This is a genomic window from Methylobacterium fujisawaense (assembly GCF_039619325.1).
Taxonomy (GTDB): Bacteria; Pseudomonadota; Alphaproteobacteria; order Rhizobiales; family Beijerinckiaceae; genus Methylobacterium; species Methylobacterium fujisawaense.
Map to the genome: position 1 here is coordinate 4,033,988 of NZ_CP155000.1, position 17,748 is coordinate 4,051,735.

Consider the following 17,748-nt stretch of genomic DNA (forward strand, 5'->3'; position numbering starts at 1 on the left):
CGTGTCGGGCCAGGGGGGGATTGCGCCGCCTCGCATCCCTGGGCGGTGATCGCTTCGTGGCTCAGCCTTGAGCGCGTCTTCCCTTCGGCTATCGACATCATGCGCCCCCAGTCTCGCTGGATGGAAACAGGTCGGCGCCGCGCCGCGGTCGTGCCTTGCGGTGGATCAAAGGCGCCCGGTTCGAAGCCTCCACGCCATCCGGCATCGCGGCACGATGCACCGCCTGCCGCCCGGCGGCCCCCGGAGATCATCGCCGCACCGTGAGGGACGGCGGGGGGCTGCACGCTCCATCGCGCTCACGCGCGCACACCCCCCATCCCGACCCCGCCATCGCGGCCGTCGCGCCCCTCCGTCGAACCGACGGAACGGGCTGCGATGTCGGCCGGCTGCACCCATCGGTACAGGAGACGGTCGACCGCGCCGGCCCGGGCGAGAGGCAGATCGCGCCAGAAGGTGCGCCACAGCGTCAGAAGGGTGCTCTCGGCGGGCCCGAACTCCGACGGAGGCGGGCACAGGGGCAGTACGGGACAGTCCGCGCCCCCGCCCGTCATGATCCGTCCCCGCCGTCCGGATGGGTGAGGCGGGCGACCTTGAACGTGCGGTAGGCCGCGCCGCCGGCATCCCGGATCGAGACGTACTCGCCTTCGACGAAAACGTGGGTACCCAGATGGTAGCCGGCCTCGTCATCCTCGTTCGTCCAGTCCTCGTAGTCGATCAGCCAAGTCGCGCCGCCCTCGCCACCGGCCCGGTGCACCAGGCGGCCGTGCCGGTCCGGCTCGCCGATCCAGAAGCGGCGGACGCGGCACCGGTCGCGGGTCTCGCGCCAGAGCGCCGGGTCGAGGTGCCCGTCTGGCGTGAGGGGCGCCACGATCTCGTAGCCCCGTCCGGTGCTGCCGTCCGGATGCTCCGGGCAGCGCGCCAGCGTCAGCGTCACGCGAGACAGTCCGGGCCGGGCATCGGGTTTCCCCGGAGGTCGTCCACCCTGGAGCGGGGCGGCGTCGAGCGCGTGCGATTCGCCGGACATGGCGGTCCTCCTCAGCTCAGGGCCACGATGCGGTCCTCGACGGCGCGCACGCCCGGCACCGACCACGCGGCGCGCTCGGCCGCATCGCGCTCGGCCCAGGCCGTCACCGCCCCTTCCAGGGTCACCTTGTCCCCCGTGACGGTGACCTTGATCCCCTCCGCCTCGAACAGGGCGCCCCGCCGGAACGCCTCCAGGATCTTGTCCTTGACCGCCGCCGGGGGCACCTGCCGCCGGATTTCGATGAGGTTGGTCACGCCGTGCACGCCGGTGAGCTTCCGGACGGCCGCCTCGGCGCCCGCCACTTGGTACTGCCAGTCCACCGTGCCGGTCAGCGTGACCCAGCCGCCGGCCACCTTCACCTGGATGGCGTCCTTCGGCAGATGCACCGACCAGTCGATGATCGCGAGCGCCCGGGCGGCGATCTGGTCGTCGGCCACCTTCTTCTCATCGGCGTAGCGGACCGCGATCTCCTGCGCGATGGCGCGCACGCCCCGGACGCGGCGCACGGCGCGCTCCGCCTCCACCTTCTCGGCGTAACTGCCGACATGGCCGGTGAGCGTCACCACCCCTTCGGAGACGGCGACGCCGATATCCCCGGCGTCCAGGCTCGGGTCGAAGTCGAGTTCGTCGAGCACCGCCCGGCGCAGGTCCTTGTCGGTCATGGGGTCCTTCCTCATGGCGTGTCTCCCGATCGTTCTGGCTGGCGCGATGGCGCGGGGGCTCCTCGGCGCTGCGGCGCGGCCTAGACGGAGGAGCCTCGATTCAGCGCGACGCCGACGCGCCGCTCGGCCTGGGCGAGCGCGGCGCACCGCTCCAGCTCCGTGCGCAGGCGGGGGATCGTCGCGTCGATGCCGGCCGCCCCGAGATCCGACCGAAGCCTGTCGATCAGCGCTTCGTCCTCGGTCACGACGGCGTACTCCGTGACGGCGGTGACGTAGTCTTCCGCCGCCTGGCCGGTCAGGTTCATCCGCTCGGAGGCCCAGGCGGCCAGGAGCCGGTTGCGCCGGTTGCGGGCGTGGAACCGCGCCTCTTCCTCCTGGACGAAGCGGCGTTCGGCGGCTCGCTCGCGCTCGTCGAACGTCGTGGTCATGGAAGCCTCCATCCCGTGAGCGGTGCCGGACCGCGCCGGCTGCGGTTCGGCCATCCTTCAACCGGCCGGCGCCGCCGGCCTTGAGGCAGATCAAGGTTCGGCGCGCCGATGGCGGGCGCGGTGCGGCGGGCGGGCGGCCCAGGGCTTCACGGTCTCGACCGCCGCGAGGTAGGCGAGGGTGATCAGCGCGATGCCGAGGAGCGTCGGCAGGGGCGGGGCCTGGAAGCCGAACCAAGGCCCTGCCGGCGTGAAGGGAAGGGCCAGCGCGGCCGCCAGCGCGGCGAGCGAGGAGCATGCCAGCGCCGCGCTCGGACGATCCCGCCAGGGGCGCCCGCTCGTCCGGATGACGAAGATCACGAGGATCTGCGTCGCCATGGATTCGAGGAACCAGGCCGTCCGGAATTCCTCCGCCGAGGCACCGAAGAGGAAGAGCAGGGCGCCGAAGGTCAGGAGGTCGAACAGCGACGAGAGCGGGCCCATCACGCCCGCGAACCGGAGGATGGCCGCCATGTCCCAGACCTGTGGCCGGGCGGTCGCGGACGGAGCCACATGGTCGAAGGGGATGCCGACCTCCGAGAGGTCGTAGAGCAGGTTGTTGAGAAGGATCTGCGTCGGCAGCATCGGGAGGAACGGCAGCGTCACCGAGGCGACCGCCATCGAGAGCATGTTGCCGAAGTTCGAGCTCGCGCCCATGCGGATGTATTTCAGGATGTTGGTGAAGGTCCGCCGCCCCTCCTCGACGCCGTCGGCGACGACCGCAAGGTCCGAGGCGAGCAGGATCATGTCGGCCGCGGCCTGCGCGACCCCGGTCGCGCCCTCGACGGAGAGGCCGATATCGGCCTGCGCGAGACCCGGCGCGTCGTTGATGCCGTCACCCAGGAAGCCCACGATCGCGCCCCTGGCCTGAAGCGCCCGCACGATGCGCGCCTTCTGGTCCGGGGTGAGCCGTCCGAAGGCGTCCACCTTGCGGGCCTGCACCGCGAGCGCCGCATCGCTCAGGGCCGCGACCTCGGAGCCGGACAGGACCGTGGTGGTGTGAAGCCCGACGAGGCTGGCAAGGCGGCGCACGACCACCGGGTCGTCGCCGGACAGGATCTTCAGGCGCACGCCGGCGCGCGCGAGCCGCGTGACGGCGGCGGCGGCCGTCGGTTTGGGCGGGTCGGCGAAGGCGCAGAAGCCCTCGAAGACGAGGTCGGCCTCGTCCGCGGTTCCGGGCGGCCGCATGGGCCCCGACCAGGGCCGCGACGCGACCGCGATGGTGCGCAGCCCCTCCTCGGCCAGGCTCCGGACCTGCCCGAGGGCCGCGCCACGTTCCTCCGGGCCCATCGGCTCCGTCCCCTCGCCGGCGCGGCGCGCGGTGCACAGCGCCAGGACCGCCTCCGGCGCGCCCTTCAGGATCAGCAGCGGCCCCTCCGGTCCCTGCGCGAGGACCGACCCGGTGCGGCGCCCGTAGTCGAAGGCCCGCTGGCCGGCCAGGACCCACGCCCGGCCCGCGTTCGGGTGATGGTCGACGAGGGCCGCGTCGAGCGAGCTGCGATCCCCGCCGAGATCGGCCGCGACCGCCGCGAGCCGCGACGGCCGCGCGTCCTCGCGGCCCGCCGGATCGAGGCTGCGGCCCAGGGCGATCTCGGCCGAGGTCAGCGTCCCGGTCTTGTCGGTGCACAGCACCGTCATCGCGCCGAGGTCGTGGATCGCGGCGAGCCGCTTCACGATGACCTTGCGGGCCGCCATGCGCAGAGCGCCCCGCGAGAGCGTCACCGTCGTGACCATCGGCAGCAGTTCCGGGGTGAGGCCGACGGCGAGCGCGACCGCGAACAGGAGGGAGTCGAGCACGGGGCGGCCGAGCACGACGCGGGCGGCCAGGACGCTGAGCACCAGGGCCAGGGTCAGCCGGGCGACCATGAGCCCGAAGGCGTGGAGGTCGCGCTGGAAGGGCGAGGATGCCCGCGCCTCGGCCAGAACCGAGGCCGCCGCGCCGAACATCGTGGCGGGGCCGGTCGCGACGACGAGGGCGGTTGCCTTGCCCGTCCGCACGACGGCGCCGCGGAACACGGCGTTCGAGGCCTCCGCCGACTCTGGAGACGTCACCGGCCCGGCCCGCTTCTCCACCGGGTAGGGCTCGCCGGTCAGGGCGGCCTCGGCCACCGTGAAGGCGTCGCCGTCGATCACGAGGGCATCGGCCGGGACGATGTCGCCGGCCCGCATGCGCAGGATGTCGCCGGGAACCACCTGCTCCACCGGGACCGTGACGAAGCTGCCGTCCCGCCTGACCTCGGCCTTCAGCGCCACCGTGTGGCGCAGGGCCTCGGCAGCCCGTGTGGCGTGGCCCTCCTGCACCGTGTCGAGTCCGATGGACAGGCCGAGGATGGCGACGATGATGACGCCTCCCACCACGTCGCCGGTCACGACCGAGACGAGGCCGGCCGCGATCAGGATCAGGGCGAGCGGTTCGAGCAGGCGGCGGAGCACGGCCTGCAGGGCGCCGCCGGCCCGCGTCCCGGCATCGCTGTTCGGCCCGTAGCGTTCGAGCCGTCGCGTGGCGTCGACCGCGCCGAGCCCGTCGAGCCCGCATCGGAGCTCGGCGCAGAGCGTCTCGAGGCCGCGCACCCAGAACGCCCCGCTCGGCCCGGGCGACGACAGCTCCGTCGGAGTGGCGATGTCGCGCGCGCGCGCCGGAACCGCCGTCATCTCCATGGGTCGACCCGTCGCTGTCCCGCTCGCGGCGGCACGACATCACCGGTTGGGACTGGGGTCGTTGCGGTGGATCAAGCCGCCGCCGCTCTGGCTGACGGCCAGCAGATGCTGCACGGCCGCCGTCAACGGCCGGTCCCGCGACGGATCGATGAGGCCGTCCGCGACGAAGCCGTCCTGCAGCGAGCCGCCGCCCGCACCGGGCTCCGGCGATAGGCGGCCCTGCGTCCCGGCCGCCATGCCGTCCGGGGTCACCACGCGGTCGGGTGCGATGCCGTTGCCGTCCACCCGGCGGCCCGCGGGCGTGACGAACCAGGCCGTGGTGAGGCGCAGCGCGCGCCCGTCGCGATGGGCATAGGTGGTCTGGACCGCCCCCTTGCCGTAGGTGCGCGTCCCGATGAGAATCGCGCGCCGGTGATCCTGAAGGGCGCCGGCGACGATCTCGGCCGCGGACGCGGTCCCGCCGTCGACGAGCACGACCAGCGGAAGGCCGTCGATCACGTCGGCACCGGTCCTGTCCAGCGCGAACCGCTCGACGCTGCCGGGGTCCCGGCCGACCAGTCGCACGATCTCGCCCCGTCCGAGGAAGGCCCCGGCCACCGCGACGGCCTGCACGACGAGGCCCCCCGGATTGCCGCGCAGGTCCAGGATGAATCCCGTGAGCCTGTCACGGCCGATGCCGGCCTTCAGGTTCGCCACCGCCCTGAGCAGCCGGCCGGTCGTGAATTCGTCGAAGTGGTCGAGCCCGAGATAGGCGACGGTATCCAGGGCTTTCAGGCGCACCGGATGCAGCGGCAGCCACTCCCGGATCAGGACCATCTCGGCCGGGGCAGGCTCGCCCGGCCGGACGACCCGCACGCGCACCGCCGAGTCCGGCTCTCCGCGCAGGCGGTCGGCGACCTGGTCGGGCGCGATGCGCCCGATGGCGACGCCGTCGATCTCTTGGATGATTGTCCCGGGCGTGAGGCCGGCGCGCGCGGCCGGGGCATCGGGAAGCGTGCGCCGCACCGTCCCGTCCGCGTCGACGACCACGCCGATGCCGGCATAGCTCCCCGTATCCTGCTCATCGAGCCGGCGGAACTCGGCCGCGGTGAGGTAGTGTGAATGCCGGTCCAGCGCGGCGAGCATCCCGACGATGGCAGCGTCGATCAACGGACCGTCGCCGCGCATGTCGGCCGCCCGTGACCGGATGGCGTGGAATGCGGCCCCGAAGAGCCGCAGGTCCCGATAGGGCGAGTCCTGGAACCCGTCCGGGCGTAGGCCGGCATCGGGTGCGGCGGGGCTCGTGAGCAGCGCGCCGGCGGCGCCGGCGAGCCAGGCTGCCCCGGCGAGGCAGCACGCGGCGCCGCGACCGGGGGCCGACCGGTCGCGTGCCGCCTTGCTTGCGATCGGTTTGAACGGCATCGCCCGGTTCGACGTCCACGCGCGCGGTGAGGATGGCTCTCCGCGCCCGGCCTCGCCTTGACGTGCGTCAACGTCACCGCGTGTGCGGAGGCGGGCCCTGCGCGATGGCGATCGTCGTCGGAATGCTCGCTGCCCGCTCCGGCCGATCCGGCGGGGTCGGGGTCGCCGGTGACCCGTCGGATGGCCGGGCCGCCGGCCAGCCCGTCACGCCGACGCTCCCCAGGAGCGACAGGACCGTCGCGCGCAACGCGTCCACGGGCTGATCGGCGCGGAGCTCGTGCCACGCGAGGGCGCCGCGACCCCGCGCGACCTGGGCCGCCAGGACCGCCGCGGTGGCATCCGAAGGGTCGCCGGCGCGGCTGTCGATGCGGCGCGCGAGCAATGGGGCCGGGGCCTCCAGCCAGACGCCGCAGAACCGGGCCCCCCGGTCTCGGGCGAGGGCCTCGATCTGCGCCCGCTCGGTCGGTCGGTCGAAGACCGCATCGGCGACGACGCAATGGCCCGCGGCCAGGACCCGCCCGGCGTCCCGCCGCAGGATCGCGTAGACGCGCCGCGACACGGTCTGGGCATAAGCCGCCGCCGGGAGCCGCGTCAGGGCGTCGACCCCGTGCAGGCGCTTGCGGATCCGATCGCTCGACAGGATCCGGGCGCCCGGGGCCGCGCCGATCCAGGGGGCCGCCGCCGCCGCGACGCTCGACTTGCCGGAACCGCTGAAGCCGCCGACCGCCAGGAGGCCCGCCGGCCTGTCGGTCAGCAGGTCTTCCCCGAGGGCGAGATACGCGCGCGCCTCGGCGGTCCTGGCGGCGGCGGCCGCGCCGGTTCCGTCCGCCGCTTGAGCCGCCGTGACGTGGGCGCGGATCACCGCGCGCAGCGCCATCAGGACCGGCAGCAATCCGAGACCGTCGGTCTCGTCCGCCCCATCGAGGTAGCGATTGAGCAGGAGGTTGGCGAGGTCGAAGCGCGACCGGTGCCAGAGGTCCATGAGGACGAAGGCGAGGTCGTACAGGATGTCGGTTGTCGCGATGGTCTCGCTGAACTCGATGCAGTCGAACGGCGTCGGCTTGCCCTCGAACAGGCAGATGTTGCGCAAGGTGAGGTCGCCGTGGCAGCGGCGGACCTTGCCGGCGGCGCGGCGGGCGTCGAGCAGGGGGGCATGCCGCGCCAGAACCGCCCGGAACCGCGCCGTCAGCGTCGCCACCGCGCCGGTCGAGGCGAGCCCCGTCGCCCGGAGCGCCGCCGCGTTCAAGTCGACGAGCGCCGTCAGGGCGGCGGCCCCGCCCTTGTCGCGGTGAATCTCCGCGCCGGCATGGAAGGCGGCGATGACCTGGGCAAGGTCCGCGATATGGTCCGGTCCGAGGCGACCCTCGCACGCCAGGGTGTCGAACAGGTCCGCCTCCGGGAACCGCCGCATCTCGACCACGGCGTCGACGAGGTTCCCGGTCCCGTCGAAGGCCAGGCCCCCGTCCGGTCCGCGCGTGATCCGCCGGGCGCCGAGGTAGAGCGCGGGTGCCGTGCGGCGGTTGAGCACGACCTCGGCCTCGCAGGCGGCGAGGCGCCGCTCGGGGGTCGAGAAGTCGAGATAGGGGAAGCGGACGGCGCGCTTGAGCTTGAACACGCGGCTGCCGGCCAGGAAGAGCCGGGAGATGTGGGTGGTTACGGTCTCCACCTGTCCCATGCCCGACAGGGCCTGCGTCAGGAACGCGGCGACGGCGTCCTGGTCCCCGGTCGACATGCGGATCGATCCTCGCTGACCCTGGGCGTCGCGCGGGCCGCGGGCGGCGCGGTTTGCCGAGCGGATTTCTGGGCCGATTTCTGGGAAGCGGGCAGGTCCCGCAGCCGCCACAGCCAGGATCCGGCCGAGACGAGGAGGGCGACGCCGAGGCCCACGTGAGCCCAGGCCGCGGCGTCCTGGAAGCCCAGCGCCCAGGGGGCCGCGCAGGACCAGAGACCGGCCGCCCCGATGGCGTACACCTCCCCCTCACGGGTGCGCGTCAGCGTCAGGGCCGCCAAGGCCAGGATCGTCGCCCCGGTGATCCAGGCGTTCCAGGCCGCGGTGCCCTCGGACCCGAAGCCGAAGTACCAGGGCGCCAGGATCAGGCCCGCGCCCAGCGCGAGGTTCCAGCCGCCCAGGAAGATGTCTTCCGGCTGGTTGTCGATGGTGCGCATCGCCCCTCGTCCCCGGGGTGTGGCGGGCCCTGGGCCGCCGCCGACCGAGATGTGCGCCGATGTCGCCGGATCGGCCTTGAGATGGATCAAGGGCACCGCCGCCGCGGTGGGGCACGCAGGGACTTTCAGGAGTCTGTGATGGCCGCACCAGCCGACAAGACCGACCCCTTCGATCCATTCGGCGTCGCCGCCGCGATGACCGGATGGTGCTGCCTCCTGAAGGCGGCGCAGGAAATCCGGGGCATCGACCAGGAGATGATGGAGACGATGATGGAGGCCGACGCCGCGGCGCCCGCCGGCCTGTCGCCGGAAGCCGGCGCGAAGCTCCAGGGCGTCGTCAGCCTGATGCGACGCCTGCAGCTCGACCCCGAAGCCGTTCGGCGGAGCGAGCCCGAGACCATGCGGGCGCTCGAGGCCGCTTGCCTGGCCTGCGGCGCGCGGAGCCGCTGCGAACGCGAGCTCCGGGCCGGAACGGCGGGCCGCACCTACCCGGACTTCTGCCCGAACGCCGCGCGCCTCGACCGGCTGCGCCATGCTTGAGCGGGATCCGGCCGAGGATCCCGAATGGCCCAGCCCCCCGGCCGCGACCGGGTGCCCGGCGGCGGGGACGAAACCCGTCCATGCCCTGCCGGTCGCGGAGGTTCCAGGGCGTTTCGAGACCGCCCTGCCCGCGGGCCTGACCGATGCGGAGGCCCGGCAACGGCGCGCGCGGTTCGGCGCGAACGTGATCGCCACGACCGAGAGGGCCGGCAGGCTGTCCCTGCTCCTGCATCAACTCGCGAGCCCCGTCGTCTACCTGCTCGCCGCGGCCGGCGGGCTCTCGCTCTACTTCGGGGATTGGCAGGAGGCGGCCGCCGTCATCGCGGTGCTGGCCATCAATACCGGCCTCGGCTTCTTCACCGAGCTTCGGGCGGTCCGATCCGTCGAGGGCTTGCGGTCGCTCGGGACGCGCTCGGCCCGCGTCCGCCGCGACGGGCACATCCGGGTCCTGCCCGCCGAGGATCTCGTCCCGGGCGACATCGTGCTGATCGAGGGCGGCGATGCGGTCCCGGCCGACATCCGGCTGGTCGAGGCGTCGAACCTGGGCGCCGACGAGTCGACCCTCACGGGGGAATCCGTGCCGGTGGACAAGTCGGCACAGCCGGTCGCCGCGGAGGCACGCCTCGCGGAGCGCGCGTCGATGCTGTTCCGGGGCACGCTGGTCACCCGCGGGAGCGGTGCGGGTGTCGTGGTCGCGACCGGCGCGGCGACCGAACTCGGGGCGGTGTCGCGCCTCGTCGCGCAGGCCGACCCGGAGGGGTCGCCCCTGGAACGGCGCCTGGGCCGCCTGTCCGGCCAGATGGTCTGGGCGGTCCTGGGGGTGGCCGTTCTCCTGGCCGGCCTCGGCATCGCAACCGGCAAGGATCTCCGCCTCATGACCGAGGCCAGCATCGCGCTGTCGGTCGCGGCCATTCCGGAAGGCCTGCCCATCGTCGCGACTCTGGTGCTCGCGCGCGGCATGTGGCGGATGGCCCGCAGGAACGCGCTGATCGAGCGCCTGTCGGCCGTCGAAACGCTCGGCGCCACGACGGTCATCCTGACCGACAAGACGGGGACGCTCACCGAGAACCGGATGACGGTGCGGCAATTGTCGCTGCCCTCCGGGCAGGGGGACCTGGCCGAGGGAGGGCCCTCGATCGAAGCCGGACGCCTGCTCCGCGTTGCGGTGCTCTGCAACGACGCCGCGCTCGGATCGGGCGCCGGAGACGGCAGCGGCGACCCGATGGAACAGGCGCTCCTGCGGGCGGGGCGGTCCGCCGGCCTCGACCGCGCGGCCCTCGGGCGCGACCGGCCTCTCGTGGGAAAGCACGCTTTCGAGGCGGCCGTCCGCATGATGGCCACCGTCCATGCTGCGGGGCCGGGCTTCTGGGTGGCGGTCAAGGGCGCCCCGGAGGCCGTGCTCGCCGCCTCGCGGCGCACCGGTGACGGTGCGCATGATCGTCCCCTCGACGCGGGCGACCGCACCCTGTGGCGACGCCGCGTCGAGGATCTGGGGGCACGGGGCCTGCGGGTCATCGCCTGCGCCGAGAGGACGGTCGCGGACCCGGGATGCCCGCCCTTCGAGGATCTCACGTTCCTCGGGCTGGTCGGGTTGGAGGACCCGGCCCGGGAGGACGTGCCGGCGGCGATGGCGGCCTGCCGCGCCGCGGGCATCCGCGCGGTGATGGTCACCGGCGATCACGCCGTAACCGCCCGGAGCATCGCCCTCGCGGTCGGTCTCGCCGGTCCGGGGGACCGCATCGCGGAGGGCGTCCCCGATGCCGGCCTGCCGGACGGGCTGGAGGATGTCGCGGTCTTCGCCCGCGTGAGCCCGGCCGAGAAGCTGGCGCTGGTCCGCGCCTACCAGGCGAAGGGCGAGGTCGTCGCCATGACCGGCGACGGCGTCAACGACGCCCCGGCGCTGAGGCAGGCGGATATCGGCGTCGCGATGGGCCGGCGGGGGACGGACGTGGCGCGCGAGGCCGCCGCCATGATCCTCCTCGACGATGCCTTCCCGACCATCGTGGGCGCGATCCGCGAGGGGCGGATCATCTTCGACAACATCCGCCGGTTCGTCACCTATCTGCTGGCCTGCAACCTGAGCGAGGTGATGGTCGTCGGGCTCGCGGTCGTGTCGACGCTGCCGCTACCGATCCTGCCGATGCAGATCCTCTACCTGAACGTCGTGACCGACGTGTTCCCGGCCTTCGCCCTGGCCCTCGGCGAAGGCCGGGACGACATCCTCCGGCGACCGCCGCGGGATCCGAAGGAGCCCATTCTGGGGCGGGCGCAATGGACGCGGATCGGCCTGCACGCCGCCGCGATGACGGCGGCGACCTTCGCGGCCGGCGCCGCCGCCACGTTCTGGCTCGCCTTCGATCCGGCCTCGGTCGTGACCGTCACGTTCCTGACGCTCGCCTTCGCGCAGCTCTGGCAGGTGTTCAACATGCGCGCCTCCAGCGCGCCGCTCCTCCGCAACGAGGTCACCCGGAATCCCTGGGTCTGGGCCGCCCTGCTCCTGTGCACGGCGCTGCTCGTCGGCCCGGCCTATCTCCCGCCGGTCGGCCGCCTGCTGGGCCTCGTCCCGCTCGATCGGAACGGCTGGATGCTCGTCCTCTCGGTGAGCCTCGCACCGCTCCTGGTCGTCCAACTCGCCACCCTGGCGGCAGGAGCCCGCCGGCCGTCCGGGCGCGACGGCCGTCCGACGTGAGGTCCGGTGCCCCTCCGCGCCCACGGCCCGCGCGCCTTCGTGTAAGCTGTCGTCCATGAGCAGGATCACGACGGACCCGACCGCAGCGGATTGGGACGCACGGGTGGAGCGGCTGACCGGCCGCCTTCCCGGGCGCCTGCGCGATGCGGTCACGTGGCTGAGGAAACCCTCGCGGCGGCCGGCGCGGTTGGCGGCGGCGCTCGCCCTGATCGGCGGCGGCTTGCTGTCGTTCCTGCCGATCCTCGGCCTCTGGATGCTGCCCCTCGGCTTCGCCCTCCTGAGCGAGGACATCCCGGCGCTGAAGCCGCGGCTCGAAGCGATGGCGCGGGCGGTGGAGCGGTTCGTGTCCCGCTTCCGCAAGAAGCCCTGACCGGATGGGATGATCCGGCGCGGTCGCCGACGGTCCGGCGTTGAGCTGGATCAAGGTCGAGCGGCCGCACCCGTCGAGACTCGGGCGATCGGCAGCCCGGAGCTCTCATGTCCCTCCCGTCCTCATCGCCCCTCAACGCCTTGCGCGACATCCTGGTCGCCGTCACCGAGGAGGGCCGCGGCGACGAGCCCGGAACGGCGCTTGGCTATGGCCTCACGCTCGCCGCCGCGGCGGGCGCCCACCTCACCGTCCAGTCCGCGGCCCGCCGTCTCACCATGGTGGGCGGCGCGGGATTGGGGTTCGTCGACGGCCTCGTCGCGGACGAGAACCGGCGCCTGCGCGTCCTCGCCCAGGCCGTCGCCGAACGCGCCGCCGGGGATGCCACCCGTGCGGGGGTGACCTGTACGACCGAGGCGCCCGCGCTGGCCTACCCGGATCTGATCGCCCGGCTCACCGCCCGCGCCCGCCTCGCCGACCTGACCATCCTGGACGCGGAGGCGCGGGAGGTCGATCTCGACCGCGACCTGATCGACGGACTCCTGTTCGGCAGCGGTCGCCCGCTCATCGTGGTGCCTGCGGGCTGCTCGGCCTGGCCTGCCGGTCGGATCGTCGTCGCCTGGGACGGCAGCGCCCAGGCCGCGCGGGCGGCGAACGATGCCCTGCCGTTCCTGCGCGCCGCCGAGGCGGTCGAGATCGTGTCCGTCGTCGGCGAGAAGGACCTTTCGGCCGCGGTCGCCGGCGCCGAGTTCGCGCCGCACCTCGCGCGCCACGGCGTGACCGTGTCGGTGAACGTCCTGCCGGTCGTCGACGACGTCGCGGAGACGCTCAGGACCCAGGCGGGGCTGTTCCGCGCCGACATGCTGGTGATGGGCGCCTACCGGCACGCCCGCCTGAAGGAATGGTTCTTCGGCGGCGTGACCCAGTCGCTCCTGGCCCGCAGCCCCCTTCCGCTGTTCCTCGCCCATTGACGGCGCGGCAGTACGATCCGTCGCGGCCCGCCGGGGCGGCGTCGCGTTCAGTCCTCGATCATGCGGTGGAGCCGGGCCCGTCTCAGGCTGACCTGGCGGCCGCCGACGCGTTGCAGGGCCCCGTCCTCCTCCAGCTGCGAAAGGGTGCGCGACACGGTCTCGATGGTCAGCCCGAGAAAGTCGGCGATGTCGCGCCGGGTCATCGGAAGGGCGAAGGTCCCGGTGCCGCCCAGGCGTGCGTCCACGTCGATGAGGAAGCTTGCCACGCGCTCCGCCGCCGAGCGGCGCCCGAGCAGCAGCATGTGATCCTGGGCGTGCCTCAGATCGTTCGTGGCCATGTCCCAGAGCTGGCAGGCGAACTCGGCCCGGTCGGTCGCGGCGCGCTCGACCTGCCGCCGTTTGAAGATCAGCACCTTGGTGTCGGTGAGCGCCTCGGCGCTGTGGCGGTGGATCTTGCCCTGCTCGAACCCGAACAGGTCGCCGGGCAGGCGGAAGCCGGTGATCTGACGACGGCCGTCGCTCAGCACCTTGTGCGTGCGCACCGCGCCGCTGACGACCTTGTAGACGAACTCGGCCTCCTCGCCCTCGCCGTAGACTTCCTCCTCGCGGGCGTAGGAGAACGGCGTCCCGATCACCTCGGGGCAGCCCGCGAACAGGGCGCTTGCGTCCAGGCTCGGGAAGGGCGCCGAATGGCCTGCCGGGATCTGCGTGGACGTCCGTGCGGTGTAGTCGGTGCTCATCGCTTCGCTCCTCACCTCGTCGTGGGAGCGAGATTGGCCGTCCTCGGAGAGCGATGAAATTCCGGTTCGTGTCTTAAGCGAACTTGCTTACGGACAATTACGTAGTACCGCGCGTCGGGCTCAGAGGCCCGCGGTCGTCGCGAATGCCCAGGCGGGAACCGGGTCGGGGAGCCCGGGCAGGCCGGAGCGCCCCGCGAGGAGGGCGCCCACCAGGGTGGCGAGCCCGTATGCCAGCACGCCCAGAACCAGCGTGAGGACATCGGCATGACGGCGCAGGGCGTGGATGCCCGCGCAGCCGACCGTGAAGGACGCGGCGGCCGCGAGCGCGACGGGGTCGAGGGGCATGGCAGCCTCCTGGAAACGATGCCGTGAGGGACGCGGCCGCGCGCGGCGCAGGGCTGCCGCGGCCGTTCCGGCGCCCGGCCGCCTCAGACCGAGCGCGCCTGGGGCGACACGTAGAGCCGCCGGAGTTCGAACGCGGCCAGGGCGGCCACCGCGAGCCCGACCCCGACATGCACCCCCATGGCGCCCCTGGTCTCCGCGAAGCCCAGTGCCCACGGCGCCATGGCCGCCCATAGGCCGAGGGCGAGGTTGAGGCACTCTTCCCAATCGTAGGTCCGGCCGAGGGCCAGCAACGCGACGACGGTGATGGCGCTGCCGCTGAGAAAGGCGTTGCGTGCGGCGGCGGAATCGTAGCTCAACTCCAGATACCAGGGTGCGAGGACGAGCGTGATCCCGAGGAGGATGTTGAGCGCGTTCGGGATCATGTCCTCGGTTCGATTCTCGATGGTTCTCATCGGCTTCCCCCTGACGAAGGGGCCCCGGCGGCCGGACTGAGCGGGCGTCCGGAGCACGAGCGGCAGACGGCCTGCCGCCTTCCCGATTTTCAGGGTCTCCGTATTGGTGCGGCGGTACATTGATCCAGCTCAAGATCTTTGTGCAGGTTTCGCTGCAATGTTCATGAATAAGCTTGGCAAGTCGTCGTGCCGTGGAGACAAGAGCGACGTGGGCCGGATCTTTTGCTTGGCCGCACGCTGTGACGGCGCGCTCAGGGCCCTTCGGATCGTCCGCCGCCGCATGCGGGCGCCGCGGTCGCCTCGGCCAGGGTAGCTCGGCCTCGGCCTCGGGCACGCCGGCGCGCGCCGGTTTGCCGATCTGGTTTCCGTCGGGTGTGGTCAGGCCGGCTGGGGGAGGGGCGCGGGGCGTGGCGCCGGGGCGGTGTCTCGGGCGGCGTCTCGGGCGGCGTCCGGGGCGAGGAGCCCAAGGAGCGCGTCGAAGGCGAGGGGCTTGTCGACCAGCGGGATCCCGGCGGCGCGGGCCCGGGCGCGGATGGCGGGGTCGGGGTGTCCGGTGATCAGGACCACGGGCACGCGGGCATCGAGGTCGTGGAGCCTGGCGCAGACTTCCAGGCCGTCGAGCCCCGGCAGGACGTGGTCGAGGAGGACGAAGGCCGGGCTGGGCCCCGGGAAGGCTGCCAGCAGTTCCGGTCCGTCCGCGAAGGTCGCGACCCGGAGGCCCTCGCTTTCCAGGAGGAAGCGGGTGGAGTGGAGGACGGCCGCGTCGTCGTCCACCACGTAGATGAGGTCGGTCAGGGCAGGCATGAGGTGTATCGGCGGCTGGATCGGCGGGTTCGTCGGCGGGGTGCCGGTCCGGGTTCGGGACCGCCAGGATGGGGCGCGATCCGGATCCCGGCCTTGACCTGCCTCAAGGCCGGCTCAGGCCAGGCCCGCCAGCACCGCCCAGCGCACCAGCTCCTGCAGGGTGCCGGCCTGCGTCTTGGCCATAAGCTTCGCCCGGTAGATCTCGACGGTGCGCGGACTGATGTCGAGCGTGCGGCCGATTTCCTTGCTGGTGCCGCCGGCGACCAGCTGGTCGAGGACCTGCCGCTCGCGCTCGCTCAGGGTGCCGACCCGCCGGACGAACTCCCGCAGCGTCGGATCCACCGCCTCGGCCGCGCCGTTGCGTTCCAGGGCGGAGCGCAGCGCCTGCAGGAGGGCCTCGTCGTCGAACGGCTTCTCGATGAAGTCGCAGGCGCCGAGCTTCATCGCCTCCACCGCGAGCGGGACGTCCCCGTGCCCGGTCATCATGATAACCGGAAGCGTGTGGCCGGATGCCCGCAGGCGGCGGAGCAACTCCAGGCCGTCGAGGCCGGGCATGCGGATATCGGTCAGGACGCAGCCCGCTGCCGGCTCGACGAGCCGTTGGAGAAAGTCGGTCGCAGTCTCGTAGAGCCGCACCTCGAAGCCTTCGGTGCCGAGCAGGAAGCCGACCGAGTCCCGCATGGCCGGGTCGTCGTCGACCACGTGCACAAGGCTAGCTGGCATGACCGAGGTCTCCATCGTGCGCGGCCGGCAGCGTCAGCCGGAAGGTTGCCCCGCCGGCCTCGTTGCGCTCGACCCATAGGCGGCCGCCATGAGCCTCGACGATGGTGCGGCAGATCGAGAGCCCGACGCCCATCCCGCTCGCCTTGGTGGTGACGAAGGGTTGGAACAGCCGGTCCGCCACCGCGTCCGAGATGCCCGGCCCGGTGTCCACGACGGCAATCTCGACGTGGTCCGTTCCCGCGGGGCAGGCCTCGACGCGCAATTCGCGCCGGTGCCCCTGCTGCATGGCCTCGCGGGCGTTGCGCATCAGGTTGATCAGGACCTGCTGAACCTGAACGCGGTCGGCCAGGACGGACGTGACCCTCGGATCCACGTGCACGCGCGCGACAACGCCTTGCTCCCGGGCCCCGACCAGGGCCAGCGTGCTGGCCTCCTTGATCAGACTCGCGACGGGCTCGACCCGCTTCTCGGTCTCGCCGCGGGTGACGAACTCGCGCAGGCGCCGGATGATCTGTCCCGCCCGCAAGGCCTGCTCGGCGGCCTTGTCGAGCACCTCCACCGTCTTGGCGACGTTCTCGGGACTGGGATGCGCCAGAAGGCGCTTGCAGCCCTTGGTATAGTTGCTGATGGCCCCGAGCGGCTGGTTCAACTCGTGGGCCAGCGTCGAGGCCATCTCGCCCATCTCGCTGAGGCGGGACATGTGGACCAGCTCCGCCTGGAGTTCCTCGAGACGGGCCTGCGTGCGGCGTTGCTCGGTCAGGTCGTTGATGAACCCGGTGAAGAAGACCTGCTCGCCCGCGCGCATCTCGCCGATGGCCAGCTCCATCGGGAAGGTGGAGCCGTCCCGCCTCAGGCCGGTCACGACCCTGTTGGTGCCGATGATGCGGCGCTCGCCGGTCCGCCGGTAGCGGTCGAGGTAGCTGTCGTGCTCGCTCCGCATCGGCTCCGGCATCAGGATGCGGACGTTCCGCCCGACCGCCTCGTCGGCCGCGTAGCCGAAGAGACGCTCGGCCGCGGCGCTGAACCAATGGATCAGGCCTGCCTCGTCGATGACGACCATGGCCTCCGGCACGGTGTCGAGGATCGAGCGCAGGTGAGCCTCGCGGGCCCGCACATCGACCTCGGCCCGCTTCTGCTCGTCGATATTGAGCACGACCCCGCGGAGCCGGAAGGGCCGGCGTTCCGGGTCGAGTTGCACCCGGCCGCGCGAGCGCAGCCAGCAGACATGCCCGTCGGGGCGCAGGACGCGGTAATCGACCTCGTAGCTGCCCCCCTCCCGCACGGCTCTCTCGATGGCCTCCGCGCGGGCTGGACGGTCCTCCGGATGCACCATGGCCTGCGAGGCGGCGAAGGTGGTCAATCGTTCGGCCGGGACGCCGAACAGGCGCGCGCAGGTCGGTGACACCACGGCGCGACCGGTCGCGATGTCCAGCGACCAGATGCAGATGCCCACCTCGTCGAGGGTCAGCCGCAGGTCGTCGTCGGTCTGAGCGGCGGCATCGTCGCGAGGGTGGCCGGGCGCGTCGACGGGGGTCGTCATCGCTTGCACCCGGAGAGGTCCTGCGGGGCGCGACGATGAAAACGCATCCGTCCCGAACTTCCAATCGGTTGCGCCATGACAACCAAAAATTACTGCATTTTGGAATCAGTGAACAGCCTTTCGGCAGTGTTGTCGGTCGAATATAGACGATCCCGTTGTGCGAATGTGCGAAATTGAACACTCCGCGTCGCGGGCCGCTTGA

General features: G+C 72.6%; 18 protein-coding genes. 4 read left to right on the forward strand and 14 right to left on the reverse strand.

Features of this window, described 5'->3' with window-relative positions; translation table 11 throughout:
• Positions 1–296: 296 nt before the first annotated feature.
• The 8 genes from ABC766_RS19145 to ABC766_RS19180 all read right to left on the reverse strand — a co-directional run bounded on the left by ABC766_RS19145 (position 297) and on the right by ABC766_RS19180 (position 8,375).
• Positions 297–551: a hypothetical protein gene (locus ABC766_RS19145; RefSeq protein WP_345819250.1), complete on the reverse strand. Its 255-nt coding sequence runs from the start codon at positions 549–551 to the stop codon at positions 297–299.
• Positions 548–1,024: a hypothetical protein gene (locus ABC766_RS19150; protein ID WP_342142261.1), complete on the reverse strand. Its 477-nt coding sequence runs from the start codon at positions 1,022–1,024 to the stop codon at positions 548–550. Before ABC766_RS19150 ends, ABC766_RS19145 begins: the two co-directional genes overlap by 4 nt.
• Before the next feature lie 11 nt (positions 1,025–1,035).
• Positions 1,036–1,686, reverse strand: coding sequence for a BON domain-containing protein (locus ABC766_RS19155; RefSeq protein WP_043352676.1), 651 nt, complete (start codon positions 1,684–1,686; stop codon positions 1,036–1,038).
• A gap of 80 nt (positions 1,687–1,766) precedes the next feature.
• The gene (locus tag ABC766_RS19160; RefSeq protein ID WP_043352687.1) at positions 1,767–2,114 is read right to left on the reverse strand and encodes a DUF1476 domain-containing protein; all 348 of its coding nucleotides are present in this window, start codon (positions 2,112–2,114) and stop codon (positions 1,767–1,769) included.
• Positions 2,115–2,204: 90 nt separating this feature from the next.
• The gene (gene mgtA, locus ABC766_RS19165) at positions 2,205–4,808 is read right to left on the reverse strand and encodes a magnesium-translocating P-type ATPase (RefSeq protein ID WP_345819251.1); all 2,604 of its coding nucleotides are present in this window, start codon (positions 4,806–4,808) and stop codon (positions 2,205–2,207) included.
• Between the two features lie 39 nt (positions 4,809–4,847).
• Positions 4,848–6,209, reverse strand: coding sequence for a S41 family peptidase (locus tag ABC766_RS19170; protein WP_345819252.1), 1,362 nt, complete (start codon positions 6,207–6,209; stop codon positions 4,848–4,850).
• Positions 6,210–6,282: 73 nt separating this feature from the next.
• Positions 6,283–7,941 (reverse strand): AAA family ATPase, encoded by a 1,659-nt coding sequence (locus ABC766_RS19175; RefSeq protein ID WP_345819253.1) that lies wholly within the window; start codon positions 7,939–7,941, stop codon positions 6,283–6,285.
• Complete coding sequence (locus tag ABC766_RS19180; RefSeq protein ID WP_342142265.1) at positions 7,902–8,375, reverse strand: SPW repeat protein; 474 nt, start codon at positions 8,373–8,375, stop codon at positions 7,902–7,904. Before ABC766_RS19180 ends, ABC766_RS19175 begins: the two co-directional genes overlap by 40 nt.
• Positions 8,376–8,513: 138 nt before the next feature.
• Between ABC766_RS19180 and ABC766_RS19185 the strand changes: the two genes are divergently transcribed.
• The 4 genes from ABC766_RS19185 to ABC766_RS19200 all read left to right on the forward strand — a co-directional run bounded on the left by ABC766_RS19185 (position 8,514) and on the right by ABC766_RS19200 (position 12,942).
• Complete coding sequence (locus ABC766_RS19185) at positions 8,514–8,915, forward strand: DUF6455 family protein (protein ID WP_342142266.1); 402 nt, start codon at positions 8,514–8,516, stop codon at positions 8,913–8,915.
• Positions 8,908–11,604, forward strand: coding sequence for a cation-transporting P-type ATPase (locus tag ABC766_RS19190; protein ID WP_345819255.1), 2,697 nt, complete (start codon positions 8,908–8,910; stop codon positions 11,602–11,604). The genes ABC766_RS19185 and ABC766_RS19190 overlap by 8 nt, the downstream gene beginning before the upstream one ends.
• 55 nt (positions 11,605–11,659) lie before the next feature.
• Positions 11,660–11,974 (forward strand): hypothetical protein, encoded by a 315-nt coding sequence (locus ABC766_RS19195; protein ID WP_043387212.1) that lies wholly within the window; start codon positions 11,660–11,662, stop codon positions 11,972–11,974.
• A gap of 107 nt (positions 11,975–12,081) precedes the next feature.
• On the forward strand, positions 12,082–12,942 hold the full coding sequence (locus tag ABC766_RS19200) for a universal stress protein (protein ID WP_342142267.1): 861 nt from the start codon (positions 12,082–12,084) through the stop codon (positions 12,940–12,942).
• 47 nt (positions 12,943–12,989) lie between these two features.
• On the opposite strand, the gene ABC766_RS19205 is transcribed toward ABC766_RS19200, so the two are convergent.
• From ABC766_RS19205 to ABC766_RS19230, 6 genes are all read right to left on the reverse strand, one after another.
• The gene (locus ABC766_RS19205; RefSeq protein WP_043354333.1) at positions 12,990–13,682 is read right to left on the reverse strand and encodes a helix-turn-helix domain-containing protein; all 693 of its coding nucleotides are present in this window, start codon (positions 13,680–13,682) and stop codon (positions 12,990–12,992) included.
• A gap of 120 nt (positions 13,683–13,802) precedes the next feature.
• Positions 13,803–14,027 (reverse strand): hypothetical protein, encoded by a 225-nt coding sequence (locus ABC766_RS19210; protein WP_043354335.1) that lies wholly within the window; start codon positions 14,025–14,027, stop codon positions 13,803–13,805.
• Between the two features lie 83 nt (positions 14,028–14,110).
• Positions 14,111–14,479, reverse strand: coding sequence for an SPW repeat protein (locus tag ABC766_RS19215; RefSeq protein ID WP_342142268.1), 369 nt, complete (start codon positions 14,477–14,479; stop codon positions 14,111–14,113).
• Positions 14,480–14,857: 378 nt separating this feature from the next.
• Positions 14,858–15,283 (reverse strand): response regulator transcription factor, encoded by a 426-nt coding sequence (locus tag ABC766_RS19220; protein WP_342142269.1) that lies wholly within the window; start codon positions 15,281–15,283, stop codon positions 14,858–14,860.
• A 114-nt stretch (positions 15,284–15,397) separates the two neighbouring features.
• Complete coding sequence (gene fixJ, locus ABC766_RS19225; protein WP_342142270.1) at positions 15,398–16,006, reverse strand: response regulator FixJ; 609 nt, start codon at positions 16,004–16,006, stop codon at positions 15,398–15,400.
• Positions 15,996–17,546, reverse strand: coding sequence for a PAS domain S-box protein (locus ABC766_RS19230; protein ID WP_345819256.1), 1,551 nt, complete (start codon positions 17,544–17,546; stop codon positions 15,996–15,998). The genes fixJ and ABC766_RS19230 overlap by 11 nt, the downstream gene beginning before the upstream one ends.
• Positions 17,547–17,748: the final 202 nt, after the last annotated feature.

What these genes read in the sequence shown, in the direction of transcription:
- ABC766_RS19145 (WP_345819250.1), bottom strand. Translation starts at nt 551, where the DNA reads ATGACGGGCGGGGGCGCGGACTGTCCCGTACTGCCCCTGTGCCCGCCT.
- ABC766_RS19150 (WP_342142261.1), bottom strand. Translation starts at nt 1,024, where the DNA reads ATGTCCGGCGAATCGCACGCGCTCGACGCCGCCCCGCTCCAGGGTGGA.
- ABC766_RS19155 (WP_043352676.1), bottom strand. Translation starts at nt 1,686, where the DNA reads ATGACCGACAAGGACCTGCGCCGGGCGGTGCTCGACGAACTCGACTTC.
- ABC766_RS19160 (WP_043352687.1), bottom strand. Translation starts at nt 2,114, where the DNA reads ATGACCACGACGTTCGACGAGCGCGAGCGAGCCGCCGAACGCCGCTTC.
- mgtA (WP_345819251.1), bottom strand. Translation starts at nt 4,808, where the DNA reads ATGGAGATGACGGCGGTTCCGGCGCGCGCGCGCGACATCGCCACTCCG.
- ABC766_RS19170 (WP_345819252.1), bottom strand. Translation starts at nt 6,209, where the DNA reads ATGCCGTTCAAACCGATCGCAAGCAAGGCGGCACGCGACCGGTCGGCC.
- ABC766_RS19175 (WP_345819253.1), bottom strand. Translation starts at nt 7,941, where the DNA reads ATGTCGACCGGGGACCAGGACGCCGTCGCCGCGTTCCTGACGCAGGCC.
- ABC766_RS19180 (WP_342142265.1), bottom strand. Translation starts at nt 8,375, where the DNA reads ATGCGCACCATCGACAACCAGCCGGAAGACATCTTCCTGGGCGGCTGG.
- ABC766_RS19185 (WP_342142266.1), top strand. Translation starts at nt 8,514, where the DNA reads ATGGCCGCACCAGCCGACAAGACCGACCCCTTCGATCCATTCGGCGTC.
- ABC766_RS19190 (WP_345819255.1), top strand. Translation starts at nt 8,908, where the DNA reads ATGCTTGAGCGGGATCCGGCCGAGGATCCCGAATGGCCCAGCCCCCCG.
- ABC766_RS19195 (WP_043387212.1), top strand. Translation starts at nt 11,660, where the DNA reads ATGAGCAGGATCACGACGGACCCGACCGCAGCGGATTGGGACGCACGG.
- ABC766_RS19200 (WP_342142267.1), top strand. Translation starts at nt 12,082, where the DNA reads ATGTCCCTCCCGTCCTCATCGCCCCTCAACGCCTTGCGCGACATCCTG.
- ABC766_RS19205 (WP_043354333.1), bottom strand. Translation starts at nt 13,682, where the DNA reads ATGAGCACCGACTACACCGCACGGACGTCCACGCAGATCCCGGCAGGC.
- ABC766_RS19210 (WP_043354335.1), bottom strand. Translation starts at nt 14,027, where the DNA reads ATGCCCCTCGACCCCGTCGCGCTCGCGGCCGCCGCGTCCTTCACGGTC.
- ABC766_RS19215 (WP_342142268.1), bottom strand. Translation starts at nt 14,479, where the DNA reads ATGAGAACCATCGAGAATCGAACCGAGGACATGATCCCGAACGCGCTC.
- ABC766_RS19220 (WP_342142269.1), bottom strand. Translation starts at nt 15,283, where the DNA reads ATGCCTGCCCTGACCGACCTCATCTACGTGGTGGACGACGACGCGGCC.
- fixJ (WP_342142270.1), bottom strand. Translation starts at nt 16,006, where the DNA reads ATGCCAGCTAGCCTTGTGCACGTGGTCGACGACGACCCGGCCATGCGG.
- ABC766_RS19230 (WP_345819256.1), bottom strand. Translation starts at nt 17,546, where the DNA reads ATGACGACCCCCGTCGACGCGCCCGGCCACCCTCGCGACGATGCCGCC.